Genomic DNA, 18,099 nt, shown 5'->3' on the forward strand with positions numbered 1-18,099 from the left:
TGGGGGAGCAGTCCTGTGCGGAGGCGCTGCGGGGATCAGCAGACGTTCGGTTCGCCGCCGTCTTTGTAGGCGACGTCCGAATCGAGGACGAGCGGTCCGCCGAGGAGCACGTTGGTCCAGCCCTCCATGGATACCAGCGCCTTGGAGACCGAGGACGGCATGCACGTTTTCCGGGTGAGCAGGAGCGGCGCCCCGTTGTATCCGGCCATCACCGCACCGGTGAGGCCATCGGGAAAGTCTGATCCCGTTGCGATGAACTGCCGCTGCGAGCCACGCGACCAGAAGGCCTTGGCAATCAGGGCGCTGGTGTCATAGAGGGTTCGACCACCGTAGCGGACGACGCGGGCATTGGGCAGCGCCCGGCGTATCTGGGCTACGGCGGCATCCGAGATGGTCAGCGTGCCGCCGGCGAGGTAGACGCGGGACGGTTTCAGCCGCTTCAGCTGGTTCAGTGTGGTCGAGGGCACGGCGGACTTGCGCGTCAGCAACATCGGGGCTTTCCGATCGGCCGCCACGGCGGCCAATGACATGGCGTCCTCGAAACGCTCACCGGTTGCCACGAAGACCGTCGACGCGGAGTTCCAATTGCCGGCGATCTTCGAGCTGGTGTCGTAGAGGTTATTGCCGGCGACTCGTTGGACCGGGCCGTAGGCCCTCAGAGCGGAGACGGTCGCGTTGCTTACGGCTATGGGCCCTCCCAAGACGATGATGCGATCCGGGTCCAGCCGCTTCAGTTCGCTAGCCACCGAGGACGGTAGCGAGTTCTTCCGGGTCAGCAGCAACGGTGCGTTCTTCAGGGTGGCCAACGGCGAACCGGCCAATGCGTCCGGGAAGTTTTCCCCGGAGGCGATGACCACGGTCGATGCGCCCGAGGGGAACGTTCGGCGCGAGATTTTCACCGGTGTATCGAAGCGTGTGGAGCCGTAGATCCGCACTGGTGCCATCCGCGTGGGCCAGACGTCCCCATTGCCGAGGTAGTCGGTAGTGAGCCGGTATGGGGTGGAGCGCCGGTTCCGGGCGAAATCGCGTAGCGAGGTCAGGTCGCCGTTCCAGACATTCGCGTCGGTGTTCTGGCCGGATCCGATCAGGTTGGCGTTGGAGGTGTATTGCCACATGTTGAAAGTGGTCCAACCCTCGGGTAGTTCCCGGGGGTTCTCGGGGACGTCGGACTTGGGGTACATCGCCACGTGCAGGGGCCAGGACTTGAAGGCGGTCGAATCACCCGTGCATTCGTCCCACCAGGCCCGCGCCGTGTAGATCATGGGCAAGCGGCCGGTGGAGGCCTTGATGGTGGCGCCGAAATCCTTGATCCAGCTGACCATCTGGCGCGGCGTCATCCCGTAGCAGTCATCGCCCTTCCCTGCCGGGTAGGTGGAGGACGAATAGGGGTTCCACTCGATGTCCAGCAGCGGTGGCAGGGTCTTGCCGTCGGCCGACCAGCCGCCGCCATTGGCCATGAACTCCTTGGCCTGCGTGGCCCCGGACGAGTGGGCGGGCATGGCGAAGTGGTAGGCGCCGCGGATCATCCCCCGGTTGTAGGAGTCCGAGTAGTTCTGGGAGAACCTCGGGTCCTTGTACACACCGGACGGCCACGACTGGGTGGCCTTCATGTAGGCGAACCGAACACCTTGGCTCCGCGTGTAGGACCAGTTCACGTCCCCCTGGTGGTGGGAAACGTCGACGCCGAGCACGCCCGGTGGCCGCCACGTCCGAAGGTCCTCCCACGACGCAGGGACGGCGAGGGCAGTCGGGGTAGCCGAAAAGGCACCCTGGGTGCTGGCGGAGTAAATGGCAGTATCGGCGGCGAAGGCCCCGGCGGGCGCGGCCGCCGGTTCATCGGACGCAGCGGGTGCTTCGGGGGAGGTCTCGGCCAGCTCGGCCGTAGCCTCGCCGAGCATCTCCAGTTCCTCCACGGTGGGCGCTTGCGGGTCGCCGGACTCCTCGATCCTCCGCAGGCCCTGCCCGAGCTGCGCGTCCAGGGCCTCAATGCCCACCGCGTCCAAGGCCTTTTCCGACAGCTCCACGCGCTCGTCGGCGTGGACGTCCTGGTCGGACTTCAGTTCGGATTCGATCGCCTGGGCCGCCTTGCTGGCTGCTTGCGGATCGACTTTCGGTTCGGCCTTCGGCTTGGCGCTCTTCTGCCGGGAGGTTTCTGGCGTTGCGGGTTCCAACGCCGAGTTCAGCAAGGCCTTGGCCGCTGCCTCTGGAGAGGTTTCGGGAACCGTGCCGCGCGCTGCCGGGCTGGCGGTCGTCGACGCGTCGTCCTCGACCGGTGTTGCGCCGGCCGCCCCGGCACCGGCCAAGGGGATGGCTAGGGAAGCGGCCAGGGCAAGGGCAGTGATCCGAGGTCTAAGCGAACGGCGTTCCGGCATGGGTGGGCCTCCGTGGAATGATGCGAGTGTGATTGTGGGCGAGTCTAGCGGTGGTTACCGCCCCGGGGCATCGGTTGACTCGCGCCGAATCCAGATTCTACCTTTTCCGCAATTACGCCGGTCACTGGTCCATGTGGCAAAATGGGTGATTGCGTCTACTGGGTGCGCCCCTGCCACAGGGGGAGCGCGCCAACAGTCAGGCAGCCGGCCGGCGCACCAGCGTCCGACCGGTTCACCACACTCCGTTCGAGCGGTTTCCGCGGCCATCGTGCCGCGGCCGCGCGAACGTGTCGAAGGCAGGTGACCTGTGGCATCCGCCCAAGGAGAAGCATCCAATGCACATTCTCGATTCCGTCAACGCGGCATCGCTGCGCAGCGACGTCCCCGAGTTCCGCACCGGTGACACCCTCAAGGTGCACGTGAACATCGTCGAAGGCAAGAACACCCGTGTCCAGGTCTTCCAGGGCTACGTCATGGGCCGCCAGGGCCACGGCGTTGCCGAGACGTTCACCGTGCGCAAGGTGACCTTCGGTGTCGGCGTGGAGCGTACCTTCCCGGTGCACTCGCCGATCATCGAAAAGATCGAGGTCGTCTCCCGCGGTGACGTCCGCCGCGCGAAGCTGTACTACATGCGCGACCGCCACGGCAAGGCAGCACGCATCAAGGAAAAGCGCGACTTCGGCTCCAAGTAGAGCCGATGGGCGTCGGGGCCACACGGCCCCGTCCACGATCGTGACGAGTTATCCAGGCCCGCAGGCCCCGCCGAGCGGCCCGGGAAGGCGCCGGTCCCGTTTTCGGGGCTGGCGCCTTGTCGTGGTCGCCCTGGCGCTGGCTGCCATCGCGGCGATCATCGTCCGGGCCACCCTGCTGGACTTCTACTACATCGGCTCCGGGTCGATGGAACCGACACTGAACCCCGGCGAGGGCCTGCTGGTGGACCGCACCGCCTACCGCGGCCATCCGATCGAACGCGGTGACGTCGTCGTCTTCGATGGCCGCGGCTCCCTGCTGCCCTACGAGTCCGACAGCGTCCTCGACGACCTGCTGCGGGCCCTGCGCCTGGCCGGGGACGACACGGTCTTCGTCAAGCGTGCCGTGGGCGTGGGCGGGGACACCATAAGCTGTTGTGCGGCGGACGGGCGGTTGCTGGTCAACGGCACACCGGTCGACGAACCCTACCTGTACGACGGGGATGCCCCCAGCGAACAGCAGTTCACCGCCGTCGTACCCGAGGGCAGGATCTGGGTCATGGGCGACCACCGGTCGGTCTCGGCCGACTCCCGCTCCCTGCTCGGGGCGCCCGGCGGCGGGATGATCCCCGTGGACCGCGTCATCGGCCGGGTCGAACGCATCATCTGGCCCGCGGACGCGGCCCGGGACATCGTGGGAAAGGCAGCGCAGTGAGCGAGCAGGAGCCGGTTGGCACCCCAGGGCACGACGGCGGAACCACGGCCCGTGCGCCCCGCAACCCGCTCTGGGGCTGGATCCGCGAGTTCCTCATCGTCGTCGGCATCGCGCTGGTGCTCTCGTTCGTGATCAAGACGTTCTTCTTCCGCGCCTTCTACATCCCGTCGGGCTCCATGGAGCAGACCCTGGAGATCAACGACCGGATCTTCGTGAACCTGCTGGTCCCCGGCCCCTTCGACCTGCACCGCGGCGACGTGGTGGTCTTTTCCGATGAGCTCGGCTGGCTCGGCGCGGCCCCTCCTGCGTCCACCAATCCGCTCACCGAGGCGCTGGTGTTCATCGGCCTGGTGCCCGATACGGCCGACCAGCACCTGGTCAAGCGGCTGATCGGCCTGCCGGGGGACACCGTGGAGTGCTGCGACGCCGACGGGCACCTGCTGGTCAACGGCGTCCCGATCACCGAACCGTACCTCTACCCGGGCGCCGCCCCCTCCGACGAGCCGTTCTCGGTCACCGTGCCCGAGGGCAAGCTGTGGGTGATGGGCGACCACCGCAACGCCTCCGCCGACTCGCGCTTCCACAGGGACGTACAGGGCGGATTCATCGACATCGACTCCGTCGAGGGCAAGGCCGTGCTGCGCGCCTGGCCGCTGGACCGCTTCGGCACCATCGACGGCCACCACGAGGTCTTCGCCGACGTCCCGCCCGGCAACGGCAGTACCGACGGTACAGGTGGAACGGACGGGGCCGACGGAGTCCACGGGACCGACGGCCCAGAGGGTACAGACGGGGCAGGGCAGTAGCCGTGGCCACCACCCGCACCGCCAAGCGCCCGGCCCGTACCGCTGGCGCTGCGCGCCCGAGGGCCGCCAGTCCGGCCGCCGCCGCGCCAACGCTCGAGGCCGAGCTGGCCCTGGCCGCCGCGCTGGGCACCGGCACCGGTGACCCCTGGCTGGTCGCCGGCTGCGACGAGGTCGGCCGCGGCGCCCTGGCCGGCCCGGTCAGCGTGGGCATGGTGGTCATCGACCCGGCCGCCGCCGCGCTGCTCGAGGGCGTGCGCGACTCCAAGCTGCTCTCCGCCGCCGTGCGCCAAGAGCTGGTCCCTGTGATCCGCGAGTGGGCCGCCGCCTGGGGCGTCGGGCACGCCTCTGCCGCGGAGATCGACGAGCACGGCCTGGTCACCGCCCTGCGCTTGGCCGGCAACCGGGCGTGGGAAGCGGCGGCAGCCACCGCCCGGCCGCACGCGGTGCTGCTGGACGGGAACCTCGACTGGCTCTCCGCCCCCGAACAGGAGGACCTGTTCGCCACCGGCTCCCTCCCGTCCTGCCCCTTCGATGCCTCCGGGGCGCGGGTGACCACCCGGATCAAGGGGGACCTGACGTGCCTCTCGGTCGCCGCGGCCTCCGTGCTGGCCAAGGTCGAACGCGATGCACTCATGGCCACCTACGACGAGCTGGAGCCCGGGTACGGCTGGGCGGTGAACAAGGGCTACGGCACCGCGGCCCACCGCCAGGCCATCGTCGAGAGCGGGGCGAGCAGCTACCACCGCCGCAGCTGGCGGCTGACCGGGCCCGCTGGGGACCGCTGACGGGGTCGACCCGGTGGTGTACGCCGCCGGCGCCAGCTGATGCGGCCGGCGCCGACCGGTGGGAAGACCGGGTAGCTGCACGGGTTGTAGCGGGTTTGCCGGCCCGAAAGCGACAGGAAGTCGGGCATCTGCGGTTCCGGGCAGGCGCCGGGCGCCGCACCGCGCGCACCACTCGCACATGGCCCCCGTCCCCCAGACGACGCCAGCGGACCCCGCAGAGCCATTAGGCTGGGGGCAGACCCCCTGACCAGTGAGATAAGGCAAAAACGATGAGTGCCGACGACCTCGAGAACTACGAGACCGACATGGAGCTGCAGCTCTACCGCGAGTACCGCGACGTGGTGAACCTCTTCAGCTATGTCGTGGAGACCGAGCGGCGCTTCTACCTGGCCAATGACGTCGACCTGCAGGTTCGCTCGGCCGACGGCGAGGTCTACTTCGACGTCACTCTCAAGGACGCCTGGGTGTGGGACGTCTACCGGTCGGCCCGGTTCGTGAAGAACGTCCGCATCATCACCTTCAAGGACGTCAACGTCGAGGAACTGGCCAAGTCCGACGAGCTCACGCTCCCCAAGGACGCCGGACTGGGCACCTGACATGACGGCCGACAGCGCGCCCGGGACCAGCGTCGCGGGCGACAGCGCCCCCGCGGCCGCTCGCCTGGCTTGGCACGACGGCGATGCCGCCCGCAGCGCCTGCTGGCTCGGCTCCGGAACGCTCCCGGCCCGCTGCATCGTGGTGGACGACTCGCTGACCGCCCAGGAGGCGTACCGGCTGGCCACCGGCGGAACCGCGATGCTCTGGGCCGGCGACTACCACAACGCCCGCCAGCTGCTCGGCGCGCTCGGCCGCCGCATCCCCGCACCACGGGCTCCTCGTGCCGCGGAAAGCGGTGATCCCACGGACCCGACGGACCCGGCCGACACCGCGGCCCGGTTCTACCGGCTGCGCCAGGCCCGCGCCCACCGCTCCCGCCTCCTGGCCACGCTGCTGGTCCCGCTCGGCCCCGGCCCCGCGGGCCCGGCAGTTCCCACGGTGCCGCTGCGCCGTGCCCCCGACATCTCCACCGCCTGGGCCAACGCCCACGGACCGGTGAACGAACCCTCAGTGGTCCCGCTGCAGGACCTGCTCGGCGTGCTCGGCGCCCAGCAATGGCGCGAACGCGGCGTCTTCGTCCCCGCCCTCGACGCCACCATCCACCCGCACTACGGCACCTTCGCCCCCGTACGCGGGGAATACCTGGACCTCGTCGCCCGGGCCCCCCTGCCGCCCACCAACACCGCGTTCGACATCGGCACCGGCACCGGGGTCATCGCCGCCATCCTCGCCCGCCGCGGCCTCGGGCACGTGACCGCCACCGACCTCTCCGCCCGGGCCATCGCCTGCGCGCACGAGAACCTGGCCCGGCTCGGCCTGGCCGACCGCGTGGGCCTCGAGGTCGCCGAAATGTTCCCGGCCGGACGCGCCGGACTCATCGTGTGCAACCCGCCCTGGTTGCCCGGCAGCGCCACCACCCTGCTCGACCAGGCCGTCTACGACCCCAAATCCCGCATGCTCCGCGCCTTCCTCACCGGACTGCCAGAACACCTCGAGCACGACGGCGAAGGCTGGCTGGTCATTTCCGACCTGGCCGAACACCTGGGCCTGCGCAGCCGCGACGAGCTGCTGGGCTGGATCGCCGCCGCAGGCCTGCGCGTCATCGACCGGCTGGACACCCGCCCGAGCCACCGCCGCGCCCACGACGCCGGCGATCCATTTCATGCTGCGCGCTCGGCCGAAACCACCTCCCTCTGGCGGCTGGCCGCCGGCTGAGCGCAGTCTGGTCTTCTTCCGCAGCTGTCTCCCGGGCTCCTCGGCTCCTCCACAAGCGCCTCCGGCACCCGGCTGTCCACAGCCATCCACCTGCCCCCTCCGGACCCCGCCACGACCACCGAGAGTGGACGTGGAGGTGCCAGATGAACCACAACCAGCAGCTGGGCAATACCGGCGAACTGCTCGCCGCACAATTCCTCGCCGACCGTGGCATGCGGGTGCTCGCCCGCAATTGGCGATGCCGGACCGGTGAACTCGACATCGTCGCGGTCGACGGCGGCATCATTGTCGCCGTGGAGGTCAAGACCCGCTCGGGACTGGGCTTCGGCCATCCGGCGGAGGCGGTCGATGCGCGCAAACTGTTGCGCCTGCACCGCCTTGCCAGCGCCTGGTGCCGGGAGAACGGCTGCGTCCGCCAGCGCCGGCGCGTCGACGTCGTCAGCGTCCTCACCGCACCGGGGAAAGACCCGGAATTCGCCTACTACCCGGAGGTGACCCTGTGAGCCTGGGACGTGCCTCCGGGGTCTCGCTCGTGGGGCTGAACGGACACATCATCGAGGTCGAGGCCGACATCGGCGGGGGACTGCCCTCGTTCCTGCTCCTCGGACTCCCCGACGCTTCCTTGATCGAGGCGCGGGACCGGATCCGTTCGGCCGCGCGCAACTCCGGGGTGGCGCTGAGCCCGCGCCGCATCACCGTGAACCTCATCCCCGCGTCCCTGCCCAAGCGCGGTTCCTCGTTCGACCTGGCCATCGTCATTGCAGCCGTCGCCGCCGCCGGGACCATCCAGAATCCCGAGGGCGTCGTCTACATCGCCGAGCTGGGGCTGGACGGCTCCCTGCGCCCGGTCCCCGGCGTCCTGCCGGCGGTGATGGCGGCAGTCCGGGCCGGACGCCCGGACATCGTCGTCGCTGCCGGCAACGAAGCCGAAGCCCGTTTGGTCCCCGGCGCCCGCATTACCGCGTACCGCCATCTGGCCGAGGTCATGACCGCCTACGGCGCCCATGAGGCCGTGGTGCCGCCACCCGAGTCCACGGTCCCGGTGACCCGGTCAGACGAGGGGGCCGGGGATGGAACCACATCCCCGGGCCGCACGACCGAGACTCCGGACCTGGGCGAGGTCATCGGCCAGCCCTTGGCCCGGTTCGCTCTGGAAGTGGCTGCAGCCGGTGGTCACCATTTGCTGATGGTTGGACCTCCGGGCGCCGGCAAGACCATGCTGGCCGAACGCCTGCCGGGCTTGTTGCCGGACCTCGAGGACGCCGAGGCCATGGAAGCCACGGCGATCCACTCGCTGCAGCGGGGCAGCCTGCGCTTGGATCGCCTGCTGCGTCGACCACCGTTCGAGAGCCCGCACCACAGCGCGAGCATGGTGGCGCTCATCGGCGGGGGAGCGGGCCTGCCACGTCCCGGTGCCGCTTCGCGGGCCCACCGGGGTGTGCTCTTCCTCGACGAGGCCCCAGAGTTCAATGCCAAGGCCCTGGACGGACTCCGGCAGCCCCTGGAATCCGGCGAAATCACCTTGCACCGCGCCGCCGGGACGGCGACCTATCCCGCACGCTTCCAGCTCATCCTCGCCGCCAATCCCTGTCCCTGCGGGCTGTCCAGTGGCAAGGCCATTGAATGTCGTTGCAGCCCCATGCAGCGCCGCCGCTACTTCGACCGGCTTTCCGGTCCCTTCCTGGACCGCATTGACCTGCAGATCGAGGTGCCGCGCGTCAATGCCACCCACCTCCGCGCGGGTCGGGGAGAAGAGACGACCCTGATGGTCAGACGACGGGTGGCCGCTGCACGGGTGGCCCAACGCCGGCGCCTGCAGCCGCTGGGATTCACCCGCAACGCCGACCTTCCCGGAACCGTCCTGCGCCGTGAATTGGCCCTGCCGAAATCCACCACCGCCAGCGCGGACCGGCAACTCGAGCAAGGCCACCTGACCGTGCGGGGACTCCACCGGGTCCTGCGCCTGGCTTGGACGATCAGTGATCTCTCCGGACAGGATTCCCCTCGCCCCGCAGACCTCGACGTGGCCCTGCAGCTGCGTCAGCATGCGCAAGGAGGCATCGCATGAGCACCGATCCCGGGATATTGCTGGCCCGTGCCGGCCTGGCGCGCCTGATGGAGCCCAACGACCTGACCGGCACCGCGCTGGTGGCCGTCGCGGGACCGGTCGAGGCCTACCGGTTGATCACCGCCAGCACCGGCACGGCGCCGGCCACCGAACAGCAGGCGGTGGCCGACCTGCTCGGTGGTGATGCGGGCAAGCGCGGCGCCCATCGCCTCGACGCCGGTCTCGAACGGTGGAGGCCACGCATGGACCCAGCCGGGCCGCAGCGGGACCTGGCCACCATCCGGCGCTTCGGCGGGGACCTGCTCGTCCCGGAAGACGACGCCTGGCCGCTGCAATTGAACGACCTCGGCCTCAGTGCGCCCCTCTGCCTGTGGTGGCGTGGAACGGCCGGGCCGGGCCACCTCCCCGGCCCTGAAGCATTGCTCGCCGTGGTGGGCAGCCGTGATGCCACCGACTATGGCCGGCACGTCACCTATGAACTCGTCGCCGATCTGGTCCCACGCGGGATCACCATCGTCTCCGGCGGTGCCTACGGCATCGACGCCCGTGCCCACGAAGCAGCACTGCAGGCCAACCGGGCAGGGCACCCAGCGGATCGACCGGCCACCATCGCGGTCATGGCCGGGGGCCTGGACCGCTTCTACCCGGCCGGCAACGACGAACTGCTCCGCCGCGTCGAGTCCACCGGCCTGCTCCTGGCCGAAGTACCCCCGGGGACCGCCCCGACCAGGTGGCGATTCCTCCAGCGCAACAGGCTCCTCGCCGCCCTGTGCGGCGCCACGCTCGTGGTCGAGGCACGCTGGCGCTCAGGGGCGCTGACCACGGCACGCCGCGCCAGCGAAATCGGCCGTGACGTCGGTGCCGTCCCCGGATCGGTGCTGTCCTCCAACTCGGCCGGATGCCACAGGCTGCTCCGCGAAGGATCAGCGGTCGCGGTGACCGATGCCGCCGAGGCACTCGAACTGCTCGGCATCACCGGCGACGCGGATCCTGCCATGACGTGGAGCCCCCACGGCGGCGACGCAGACGCGCGGGCCCACGACGGGCTCGACATCCAGGACCTGCTGTTGATGGATGCACTGCCACTACGCCAGGCGGCGGCCCCCGACAAGCTGGCCATGGTCTCCGGATTGGGCATCGGCGCTGTCCTCGGAGGCCTCAGCCGACTCGAGGCCCGGGGACTGGCAGAACAATCGCCGAACGGTTGGCGGCGGCGACGACCCACCTGAGGAGCCGGGCCCCGGCGTGGCTGCTTCGCCTCCGGGTGCCAACGCGGGAAGCTGGTGCCATGACCACTTCGCCGCGCCCACGCCAACTGGCGCCCGAACCCCACGGCCGGACACCATGGCCCGCAGGATTCGACGCGGCAGTGGACGGCTTCGAGCGGTACCTGTCGCTGGAGCGCTCCCGCAGCCAGCACACCGTCAGGGCCTATGTCGGGGACATTTCCGCCCTGCTCGAGTTCGCCGCTGGACGCCACGATGTCCGCGTTCTGGAGGACATCGACCTGGCAACGCTCAGGCTCTGGCTGGGTGAACAGCAGGCCACGGGGAAGGCACCATCGACGCTGGCGCGGCATGCGGCGGCAGTCCGGACGTTCATGGGATGGGCCGTGCGCGAGGAACTGATCGCCACGGATCCGTCACTGCGACTACGGTCGCCGAAAAACGCGAAACGGCTACCGCACGTCCTGCAGACCGCACAGGTGGGTCGCCTGCTCGACATGGACCACCCGGAGCGAGGCAGCCACCAGCTGGCGGTGCCCGCTCCGTCGGAATCGGACGGCGCCAGGAAGCCTGTGGCACCGGAACCCGGTGCGGCAACCACCACGGACCCGCCGCAACCAACCGCCCGACAGCGGGCGGTCGCCGAGCGGGACCACGCCATCCTGGAGCTGCTCTACGCCACCGGGATCCGGGTGGGTGAGCTCACCGGACTGGACATCGATGACATCGACCATGATCGGTTGACCCTACGGGTCCTGGGCAAGGGCAACAAGGAGCGTACAGTTCCCTTCGGCCAACCAGCCCACCAGGCGTTGAGCAACTGGCTCTCCCGCGGACGGCCGCAACTGGTTCTCGATCGTTCGGGCCCTGCGTTGTTCCTGGGGGAACGTGGAGCACGCCTGGGCCAGCGCCAAGTGCGGGCCATGGTCGAACGTGCCCTGGCCGGCCTGGGGGACACGGCCGCCCGGGGCCCCCACGCGCTGCGTCATACGGCGGCGACACACCTGCTCGATGGCGGCGCCGACCTGAGGACGGTCCAGGAACTGCTGGGCCACAGCTCGCTGGCCACCACGCAGCTCTATACGCATGTCTCCGTGGATCGGCTGCGTACGAGCTACCAGCAAGCCCATCCGCGGGCCTGACACCGTCGGATCACACCGGACACGGGCGGAACACCGCAGGTCAAGGTGGCGATTCACCGCGGAATCATGCACAATGATGTCAGGCAGCATGTGAAAGCCTTCGGAAGTGACTGTGGTCGTTGGGGAAGACGTACCAACAGGAACTGGAGGATGGCATGCCTGTACCCATGACCCGGGGCGTACTGTTCGTACACTCAGCCCCGACGGCGTTGTGCCCGCACATCGAGTGGGCCATCGGATCCGTGGTCGAAGACCGCACGGATCTGAACTGGGCGCCGCAATCCGCCGCGCCCGGAATGTACCGCGCCGAGGTCCATTGGGCCGGCCCCCAGGGGACCGGTGCCCAACTTGCCTCCGCGCTGCGCGGCTGGGCGCACCTGCGCTATGAGGTCACCGAGGAACCGAGCATGGGAGTCGATGGCAGCCGCTGGTCGCACACCCCGGAGCTGGGCATCTTCCATGCCACCACCGACACCGCCGGCAACATCATGGTCGGCGAGGACCGGATCCGTTTCGCCTACGAACAAGGTGCGGGCAACCCGGCAGCGGTCTACCACGAGCTCTCGCTCGCGCTGGGCGAGGCGTGGGACGAGGAACTCGAGCCGTTCCGCCACGCCAGCGAAGGAGCTCCGGTGCGCTGGTTGCACCAGGTCGGCTGACCTCCACACCGTCAATCACGGACCGCCCCATCACCGATCCTCTCCCGACAGTCGAGCTAGCACCCGATGAGTTGTCCTCCAGTCGACTAATCGCCACCAGCTCGATGGCAGCCAACAACTGAGGCCCGCACCGTTTCCGGTGCGGGCCTCAGTTGTAAGTGGGGCTGCGTTAGACGCTGCGGATCGCCACCACGGCGTTGTGCCCACCGAAGCCGAACGAGTTGTTCAGGGCAACGATGTTCCCCGACGGCAATTCGCGCGGGCTGCCGGTCACGACGTCGAGCGGGATCTCAGGGTCCTGGTTCTCCAGGTTGATGGTTACCGGCGCCTTGCGTTCCTGCACCGCGAGCACCGTCAGGACGGATTCGACGGCACCGGATGCACCTAGCAGGTGGCCCATCTGGGACTTGGTGGCGGAGACCGACACGTTCTCCAGCTGGTTGCCGAGTGCTGCCTTCAGGGCCGTGTATTCCGGCTTGTCGCCGACCGGGGTGGAGGTGGCGTGGGCGTTGACGTGCACGACGTCCTCGGGCTGGATCAGCCCGTCGAACATCGCCGCCTTCAGCGCACGGGTGGCGCCCAGGCCCTCGGGATCGGGAGCGGTGATGTGGTAGGCATCCGCCGTGACCGAGGTACCGGCCAGCTCGGCGTAGATGTGCGCGCCACGGGCCAGCGCGTGTTCCTCGGCCTCGAGCACCAGTGCGCCGGCTCCCTCACCCATGACAAAGCCATCGCGGTCGACGTCGTAGGGGCGGGAGGCATGTTCCGGATCGTCGTTGCGCCGGGACAGCGCCTGCATGGCGGCAAACGAGGCCAGCGGCATGGGGTGGATGGCCGCTTCGGCGCCGCCGCACATGACGACATCGGCCTTCCCGGCGCGAATGAGGTCCAGGCCCAGGTGCATCGCCTCGGTACCCGACGCGCAGGCCGAGACCGGCGTGTGGGCGCCGGCACGGGCGCCCAGGTCGAGGCTGACTGCGGCGGCCGGTCCGTTGGGCATCAGCATGGGCACGGTCATCGGCAGGACGCGGCGCGGGCCCTTTTCCTTCAGCGTGTCCCAGGCGTTGAGGAGCGTCCAGACGCCTCCGATGCCCGTTGCGAAGGCGACGGCCAGGCGGTCGTGGTCGATCTCCTCGATGCCCGAATCCTTCCAGGCCTCCCGTGCCGCCACGACGGCGAACTGGGTGGAGGGGTCCATGCGCTTGAGTTCGACGCGGGAGAGGACGTCGGCAGCCGGTGACGAGGCCTTGGCGGCAAAGTGCACGGGCAGCGAGTACTGCTCAACCCATTCATCGGTCATGGTGTGGGCGCCGGAAACACCCTTCAGGGCGTTGGCCCAGAGGGTGGGGACGTCCCCACCGATCGGCGTTGTCGCGCCGAGGCCGGTGATTACTACTTTGCGAGCCATCAACATACTCTCTGTCTTGGATTACAGGTGGCGGGAACAAGCCGTTCCGCCGGAGGTTGTGGTGGGGTGGCCCGCCGATGCCGGCGGGCCACCCCGAAGACCATGGCTTCCCGTTTCGGTAGCCGCAGCCACCTGGGGAAAGGTCAGGCTGGAATCAGGCCTGGGCGTTGGCGATGAAGTCCACGGCGTCGCCGACGGTCTTGAGGTTCTTGACTTCCTCGTCCGGGATCTTCACATCGAACTTCTCTTCGGCGTTGACGACGATGGTCATCATGGAGATGGAGTCGATGTCGAGGTCGTCCGTGAAGGACTTGTCCAGCTGAACCGCGTCGGTGGCCAGGCCGGTCTCTTCGTTGACGATCTCGGCAAGGCCGGCCAGGATTTCTTCGTTGCTAGCCATGAGGCTCCCTTTCTTTTGTGCCGGGACTCTCCCGACGTTTATTTCCCGCCCCGCAGGACGGTGAACTCTAGTGTTGTCCGGTCAACAGCCTAGGGCAGGACGATGACCTGCGCGCCGAAGACGAGGCCCGCGCCGAAACCGATTTGCAGGGCCAGGGTGCCCGAGAGCTCCGGGCGCTCCTCCAGCATGCGGTGCATGGCCAGCGGGATGGAGGCGGCCGAGGTGTTGCCGGTGTCGGCGATGTCGCGCGCAATGGCCACCGACTCGGGCAGCTTGAGCTGCTTGGCCATCTCGTCGATGATGCGCATGTTCGCCTGGTGGGGCAGGAACACGGACAGGTCATCGGCCGTGATGCCGGCGGCGTCCAGGGCCCTCTGGGCTTCCTTGGCCATGCCCCAGACGGCCCAGCGGAAGACGGTCTGGCCGTCTTGGCGCAGGGTCGGCCATAGCTTCGCTTCGGTCTCGGCGACGAGGGCGTTGCCCTCCGGGTCCTCTTCTGCCTGGACAGCGACGTCGCGCAGGTCCAGCATCGAATGGGTCATGCCGATCGCGTCCCACTTGCTGCCATCCGAACCCCAGACCGAGGGGCCGATGCCCGCGGTTTCCGACGGGCCGATGACCACGGCGCCGGCACCGTCACCGAGGAGGAACGAGATGGTGCGCTCGTGGTTGTCGATGATGTCTGAAAGCTTCTCGGCCCCGACGACCAGCACGTAGTCGGCGGCACCGGACTTGACCAGTGCATCTGCCTGGGCCACGCCGTAGCAGTAGCCGGCGCAGGCGGCGGAGATGTCGAAGGCCGGGGCGGGGGTGGCGCCGAGGCGGTCGGCGAGGGCCGCGGCCGCAGAGGGCGTGGCGTAGGGGGAGGTCACGGTGGAGATGATGACGGCACCGAGCTGTGATCCGTCGATCCCGGCGTTGGCCAGGGCCCCGCGGGCAGCGGTCTCAGCCAGGTCCAGCAGCGAGGTCTCCGCGTCGGCGCGGCGCCGGGTCACGATGCCCGTGCGCTTCTGGATCCACTCGTCGGAGGAGTCGATCCACTGGCAGACGTCCTCGTTGGTCACCACGACGTCGCCGCGTGCCGCGCCGACGCCCATGATCCGGGTGAATTCCCGGGCGGTGTTCTGGGTCAGTACTGCGCTCACGTTAGTCCTTGTCCTCTCCGGTGGCCTGGCGGCCGTGTTCGTTGATGAAGTCTCGGGCGGCGTCCAGGTCCTCGGGGGACTTCAGCGCCAGGGTGGGCACGCCCTTCAGGCCACGGCGGGCCAGGCCGACCAGCGTGCCGGCCGGCGGGAGTTCGAGGATGCCCGTCACGCCCATGGCGGCCATGGTCTCCATGCACTGGTCCCACCGGACCGGTCGCGAGACCTGGGCGACCAGGCTGGAGACGTTCGCTTCGCCACTGGCGACGGCCCCGCCGTCGTAATTGCTCAGCAGCGGCACGGAAGGGGAGTGGGGGTGCAGGTGCGGCACGAGGGCCTCGAGCACTCCCACGGCCGGGGCCATGTGCTCGGTATGGAAGGCGCCGGCGACCTTGAGCGGGATGACGCGCGCCTTGGCCGGCGGTGCGGCCACCAGTGCCTCGATCTGCTCCAGCGTCCCAGCCGCTACGGTCTGGCCGCCGCCGTTCGCGTTGGCGGCGGTCAGGCCGGCCGCAGCCAGGGCGGCTGCCACCTCGTCCGGATCGCCGCCGAGCACTGCGGCCATGCCGGTCGGGGTCGCTGCTGCGGCGTCGGCCATGGCGTTGGCGCGTTCGCGCACGAAGGCCATGGCGTCGGCTTCGGGCAGGGCGCCAGCCAACGCGGTGGCGGTGATCTCGCCCACCGAATGTCCGGCAAGTACGGCGGAAGCCGGCAGGTCCAGCTGCCCGTCGGCCCCGCCGAACAGGGCGCGTGCGGCAATCAAGCCGGCCGCGACGATCAGGGGCTGGGCGACGGCGGTGTCCTTGATGGTCTCCTCATCGGAGACAGTGCCGTGGGCCACCAGGTCGCGCCCGGTGAGGTCGGAGAGCTGCTGGAGGTGGTCGGCGACGCCGGGGACCTCCAACCAGGGGGCGAGGAATCCGGGGGTCTGGGAGCCCTGTCCGGGGCACACGATAGCTAGCACTATTCCAGCTTTCCAAAGATCGGGAAATGGGCGGGTGTCTTGCGGCACGAAGCTGCACGGGTCGCTTTAGAGGAATCCTACAACGACTCGCCGGTGTCCAACCGCCCGACGACCAGTGCCGTCTGCAGGACGAACGCCTCGCGGGGGACCAGTGGATCCCACCCGGTGACGTCGCAGACGCGTTTAAGCCGGTACCTGACCGTGTTGGCGTGGACGAACAATTCCCGGGCGGTGCCCTCCAGGGAATGGCCCAGGGCCAGGTAGCTGGACAGCGTCTCGATGAGGCCGTTCCCGGCGCGCTCGAGCGGCTTGTGGATCCCGTTGACCAGGGCCGTGCGGGCCGCGGCGTCCCCGTTCATGACGCGTTCGGGCCAGAGGTCGTCGGCGGCAACCGGGCGGGGGACCAGCGGCCAGGCGCGGGCCGCGGCGATGCCCTCGAAGGCGGCATGGGCGCTGGCTGCGGCGTCGCGCAGGCTCGGCGCCTCGGGGCCGTAGACGATGGGGCCGGGGCCGAAGTACTCGGCGAGCCGGGCGAAGGTTGCCTCGCGTTCGCGCACTCCGCCAAGCATGAGGATCAGGCGGTCGCCCTGGATGCCGACGAGGCAGTCCTTGGCCACGCGCTGGCCCACCCGGCGCAGGTCCCCGACGAAGGTGGCCCCGGCGTCCTCGGGGGCACTGCCGACGATGACGTGGATGCCGGATTGCGAGGTCCAGCCCACGGCGGCGATGCGCGAACGCAGCGCGTCAGGGCTTTCCCCGCGCAGTACGGCATCCACGACCAGTGCCTCGAGCCGGCTGTCCCAGGCACCGCGCGACTCCGCGGCGCGCGCATACACGTCGGCGGCGGCGAAGGCGACTTCGCGCGAGTAGCGCAGCACGGCCTCGCGCAACTGCATCTGCTCGGCGTCCGGGGCCAGTTCGGGGACCTGGTTCTCCACGACCTCGACGATGGTGCGGATCAGCTGCAAGGCCTTCTGCAGGGAGATCGAGCGGGTCAACTCGGTGGGAGCGGTGCCGAAGACGTCGGTGAGCACCCACTGCGGGGACGTGGGCCGTTCGTACCAGGACACGAAGGAGGCGATGCCCTTCTGGGCCACCAGGCCCAGCGCGGCTCGTTCCTGGGGGCGCAGCCCGCGGTACCAGGGCAGGGACTGGTCCAGGTGCTTCAGGGCGACCGTGGAGAGGATCCCCAGATGGGACTTGAGCCGCTTCAGCGTTTCGGGGCTGGCCTTGGGCTGGCGCACGGGGCGGATGCGGGTGGATCCGGTGCCCGGACGCTCGTCTGTCATGGACCCAGCCTACGCACTGGTGGCCCACGGCTCCATTTTGGAGGAAGACTACAAAAGACGAGTGCCCCCGGTGGCCTGCGGACAGGCTGCCGGGGGCACTCGGTGCCGGGGCGGAGCTGGCTAGGAATCGCCGCCCGCGTTGCCGGACGTGCCGGCATTGACGTCGTCGATCCGGTACTTCTCGAACGCCTTCGACGCGGCCGAACGGTCGACCTCGCCACGGCGGCCGAGCATCTCCAGTGCCTGCACTACCACGCAGTGGGCGTCGATCTTGAAGAACCGGCGGGCTGCGGCGCGGGTGTCGGAGAAGCCGAAGCCGTCGGCGCCCAGGGTCGCGAAGTCGTTCGGGACGAACTGCCGGATCTGGTCCGGTACGGCCTTCATGAAGTCCGTGACCGCCACGACCGGACCGGTGGCCCCGGCCAGCTTCTGGGTCACGTACGGCACACGCGGCTCGGCACCGGGGTGCATGAACGCCTCTTCCTCGGCCTTCAGGCCGTCGCGGCGCAGTTCGTTCCAGCTGGTGACGGACCAGACGTCGGCGGAGACGCCCCATTCGTCGGCGAGGATCTGCTGGGCTTCCAGGGCCCAGGGTACGGAGACGCCGGAGGCCAGCAGCTGG

The 18,099-nt window shown here is 69.3% G+C and carries 17 protein-coding genes and 1 pseudogene; 11 read left to right on the top strand and 7 right to left on the bottom strand.

What is annotated here, in order from left to right:
- Positions 1–35 precede the first annotated feature (35 nt).
- Positions 36–2,372 carry a cell wall-binding repeat-containing protein gene (locus AB8M85_RS15935; RefSeq protein WP_372699818.1) on the bottom strand — a complete coding sequence of 779 codons (2,337 nt, stop codon included), beginning with the start codon at positions 2,370–2,372 and terminating at the stop codon, positions 36–38.
- Between the two features lie 335 nt (positions 2,373–2,707).
- On the opposite strand from AB8M85_RS15935, the gene rplS reads away from it, so the two are divergent.
- The 11 genes from rplS to AB8M85_RS15990 all read left to right on the top strand — a co-directional run bounded on the left by rplS (position 2,708) and on the right by AB8M85_RS15990 (position 12,274).
- A complete protein-coding gene (gene rplS / locus AB8M85_RS15940; RefSeq protein ID WP_372699819.1) occupies positions 2,708–3,064 on the top strand; it encodes a 50S ribosomal protein L19 in 357 nt (118 codons plus the stop codon).
- Between the two features lie 121 nt (positions 3,065–3,185).
- On the top strand, positions 3,186–3,776 hold the full coding sequence (gene lepB, locus AB8M85_RS15945) for a signal peptidase I (protein ID WP_372699820.1): 591 nt from the start codon (positions 3,186–3,188) through the stop codon (positions 3,774–3,776).
- On the top strand, positions 3,773–4,582 hold the full coding sequence (gene lepB / locus AB8M85_RS15950; RefSeq protein WP_372699821.1) for a signal peptidase I: 810 nt from the start codon (positions 3,773–3,775) through the stop codon (positions 4,580–4,582). Before lepB (AB8M85_RS15945) ends, lepB (AB8M85_RS15950) begins: the two co-directional genes overlap by 4 nt.
- 2 nt (positions 4,583–4,584) lie before the next feature.
- Positions 4,585–5,367: a ribonuclease HII gene (locus AB8M85_RS15955; RefSeq protein ID WP_372699822.1), complete on the top strand. Its 783-nt coding sequence runs from the start codon at positions 4,585–4,587 to the stop codon at positions 5,365–5,367.
- A 269-nt stretch (positions 5,368–5,636) separates the two neighbouring features.
- Positions 5,637–5,963, top strand: a complete 327-nt coding sequence (locus AB8M85_RS15960; RefSeq protein WP_372699823.1) for a DUF2469 domain-containing protein — start codon at positions 5,637–5,639, stop codon at positions 5,961–5,963.
- A 1-nt stretch (position 5,964) separates the two neighbouring features.
- Positions 5,965–7,179 carry a methyltransferase gene (locus AB8M85_RS15965; RefSeq protein WP_372699824.1) on the top strand — a complete coding sequence of 405 codons (1,215 nt, stop codon included), beginning with the start codon at positions 5,965–5,967 and terminating at the stop codon, positions 7,177–7,179.
- Between the two features lie 143 nt (positions 7,180–7,322).
- Positions 7,323–7,682, top strand: coding sequence for a YraN family protein (locus AB8M85_RS15970; RefSeq protein WP_372699825.1), 360 nt, complete (start codon positions 7,323–7,325; stop codon positions 7,680–7,682).
- Complete coding sequence (locus AB8M85_RS15975) at positions 7,679–9,247, top strand: YifB family Mg chelatase-like AAA ATPase (RefSeq protein WP_372699826.1); 1,569 nt, start codon at positions 7,679–7,681, stop codon at positions 9,245–9,247. The genes AB8M85_RS15970 and AB8M85_RS15975 overlap by 4 nt, the downstream gene beginning before the upstream one ends.
- Complete coding sequence (gene dprA, locus AB8M85_RS15980) at positions 9,244–10,476, top strand: DNA-processing protein DprA (RefSeq protein WP_372699827.1); 1,233 nt, start codon at positions 9,244–9,246, stop codon at positions 10,474–10,476. Before AB8M85_RS15975 ends, dprA begins: the two co-directional genes overlap by 4 nt.
- Before the next feature lie 59 nt (positions 10,477–10,535).
- Entirely contained in the window at positions 10,536–11,615 is a 1,080-nt protein-coding gene (locus AB8M85_RS15985) for a tyrosine recombinase XerC (RefSeq protein WP_372699828.1), read from the top strand.
- Positions 11,616–11,770: 155 nt separating this feature from the next.
- Positions 11,771–12,274 carry a DUF3145 domain-containing protein gene (locus AB8M85_RS15990; RefSeq protein ID WP_372699829.1) on the top strand — a complete coding sequence of 168 codons (504 nt, stop codon included), beginning with the start codon at positions 11,771–11,773 and terminating at the stop codon, positions 12,272–12,274.
- Between the two features lie 169 nt (positions 12,275–12,443).
- Here the strand turns inward: AB8M85_RS15990 and fabF are convergent, their stop codons facing one another.
- The 6 genes and pseudogenes from fabF to AB8M85_RS16020 form a co-directional block, all read right to left on the bottom strand.
- Positions 12,444–13,682: a beta-ketoacyl-ACP synthase II gene (fabF, locus tag AB8M85_RS15995; RefSeq protein ID WP_372699830.1), complete on the bottom strand. Its 1,239-nt coding sequence runs from the start codon at positions 13,680–13,682 to the stop codon at positions 12,444–12,446.
- 154 nt (positions 13,683–13,836) lie between these two features.
- Complete coding sequence (locus tag AB8M85_RS16000; RefSeq protein WP_372699831.1) at positions 13,837–14,082, bottom strand: acyl carrier protein; 246 nt, start codon at positions 14,080–14,082, stop codon at positions 13,837–13,839.
- An 89-nt stretch (positions 14,083–14,171) separates the two neighbouring features.
- The gene (locus AB8M85_RS16005; RefSeq protein WP_372699841.1) at positions 14,172–15,179 is read right to left on the bottom strand and encodes a beta-ketoacyl-ACP synthase III; all 1,008 of its coding nucleotides are present in this window, start codon (positions 15,177–15,179) and stop codon (positions 14,172–14,174) included.
- A gap of 49 nt (positions 15,180–15,228) precedes the next feature.
- The gene (locus AB8M85_RS16010; protein WP_372699832.1) at positions 15,229–16,188 is read right to left on the bottom strand and encodes an ACP S-malonyltransferase; all 960 of its coding nucleotides are present in this window, start codon (positions 16,186–16,188) and stop codon (positions 15,229–15,231) included.
- Between the two features lie 77 nt (positions 16,189–16,265).
- A complete protein-coding gene (locus AB8M85_RS16015; protein WP_372699833.1) occupies positions 16,266–17,477 on the bottom strand; it encodes a PucR family transcriptional regulator in 1,212 nt (403 codons plus the stop codon).
- Between the two features lie 120 nt (positions 17,478–17,597).
- Positions 17,598–18,099: pseudogene (locus AB8M85_RS16020) on the bottom strand (pyruvate dehydrogenase (acetyl-transferring), homodimeric type); the annotation flags it as partial.

It is taken from the genome of Arthrobacter sp. JSM 101049, from assembly GCF_041679245.1.
GTDB lineage: Bacteria > Actinomycetota > Actinomycetes > Actinomycetales > Micrococcaceae > Arthrobacter_H.

Excerpts from the sequence above, each read along its gene's own strand:
- AB8M85_RS15935 (WP_372699818.1), bottom strand. The coding sequence starts at position 2,372 with ATGCCGGAACGCCGTTCGCTTAGACCTCGGATCACTGCCCTTGCCCTG.
- rplS (WP_372699819.1), top strand. The coding sequence starts at position 2,708 with ATGCACATTCTCGATTCCGTCAACGCGGCATCGCTGCGCAGCGACGTC.
- AB8M85_RS15960 (WP_372699823.1), top strand. The coding sequence starts at position 5,637 with ATGAGTGCCGACGACCTCGAGAACTACGAGACCGACATGGAGCTGCAG.
- AB8M85_RS15965 (WP_372699824.1), top strand. The coding sequence starts at position 5,965 with ATGACGGCCGACAGCGCGCCCGGGACCAGCGTCGCGGGCGACAGCGCC.
- AB8M85_RS15970 (WP_372699825.1), top strand. The coding sequence starts at position 7,323 with ATGAACCACAACCAGCAGCTGGGCAATACCGGCGAACTGCTCGCCGCA.
- dprA (WP_372699827.1), top strand. The coding sequence starts at position 9,244 with ATGAGCACCGATCCCGGGATATTGCTGGCCCGTGCCGGCCTGGCGCGC.
- AB8M85_RS15985 (WP_372699828.1), top strand. The coding sequence starts at position 10,536 with ATGACCACTTCGCCGCGCCCACGCCAACTGGCGCCCGAACCCCACGGC.
- AB8M85_RS15990 (WP_372699829.1), top strand. The coding sequence starts at position 11,771 with ATGCCTGTACCCATGACCCGGGGCGTACTGTTCGTACACTCAGCCCCG.
- fabF (WP_372699830.1), bottom strand. The coding sequence starts at position 13,682 with ATGGCTCGCAAAGTAGTAATCACCGGCCTCGGCGCGACAACGCCGATC.
- AB8M85_RS16000 (WP_372699831.1), bottom strand. The coding sequence starts at position 14,082 with ATGGCTAGCAACGAAGAAATCCTGGCCGGCCTTGCCGAGATCGTCAAC.
- AB8M85_RS16005 (WP_372699841.1), bottom strand. The coding sequence starts at position 15,179 with ATGGGCGTCGGCGCGGCACGCGGCGACGTCGTGGTGACCAACGAGGAC.
- AB8M85_RS16015 (WP_372699833.1), bottom strand. The coding sequence starts at position 17,477 with ATGACAGACGAGCGTCCGGGCACCGGATCCACCCGCATCCGCCCCGTG.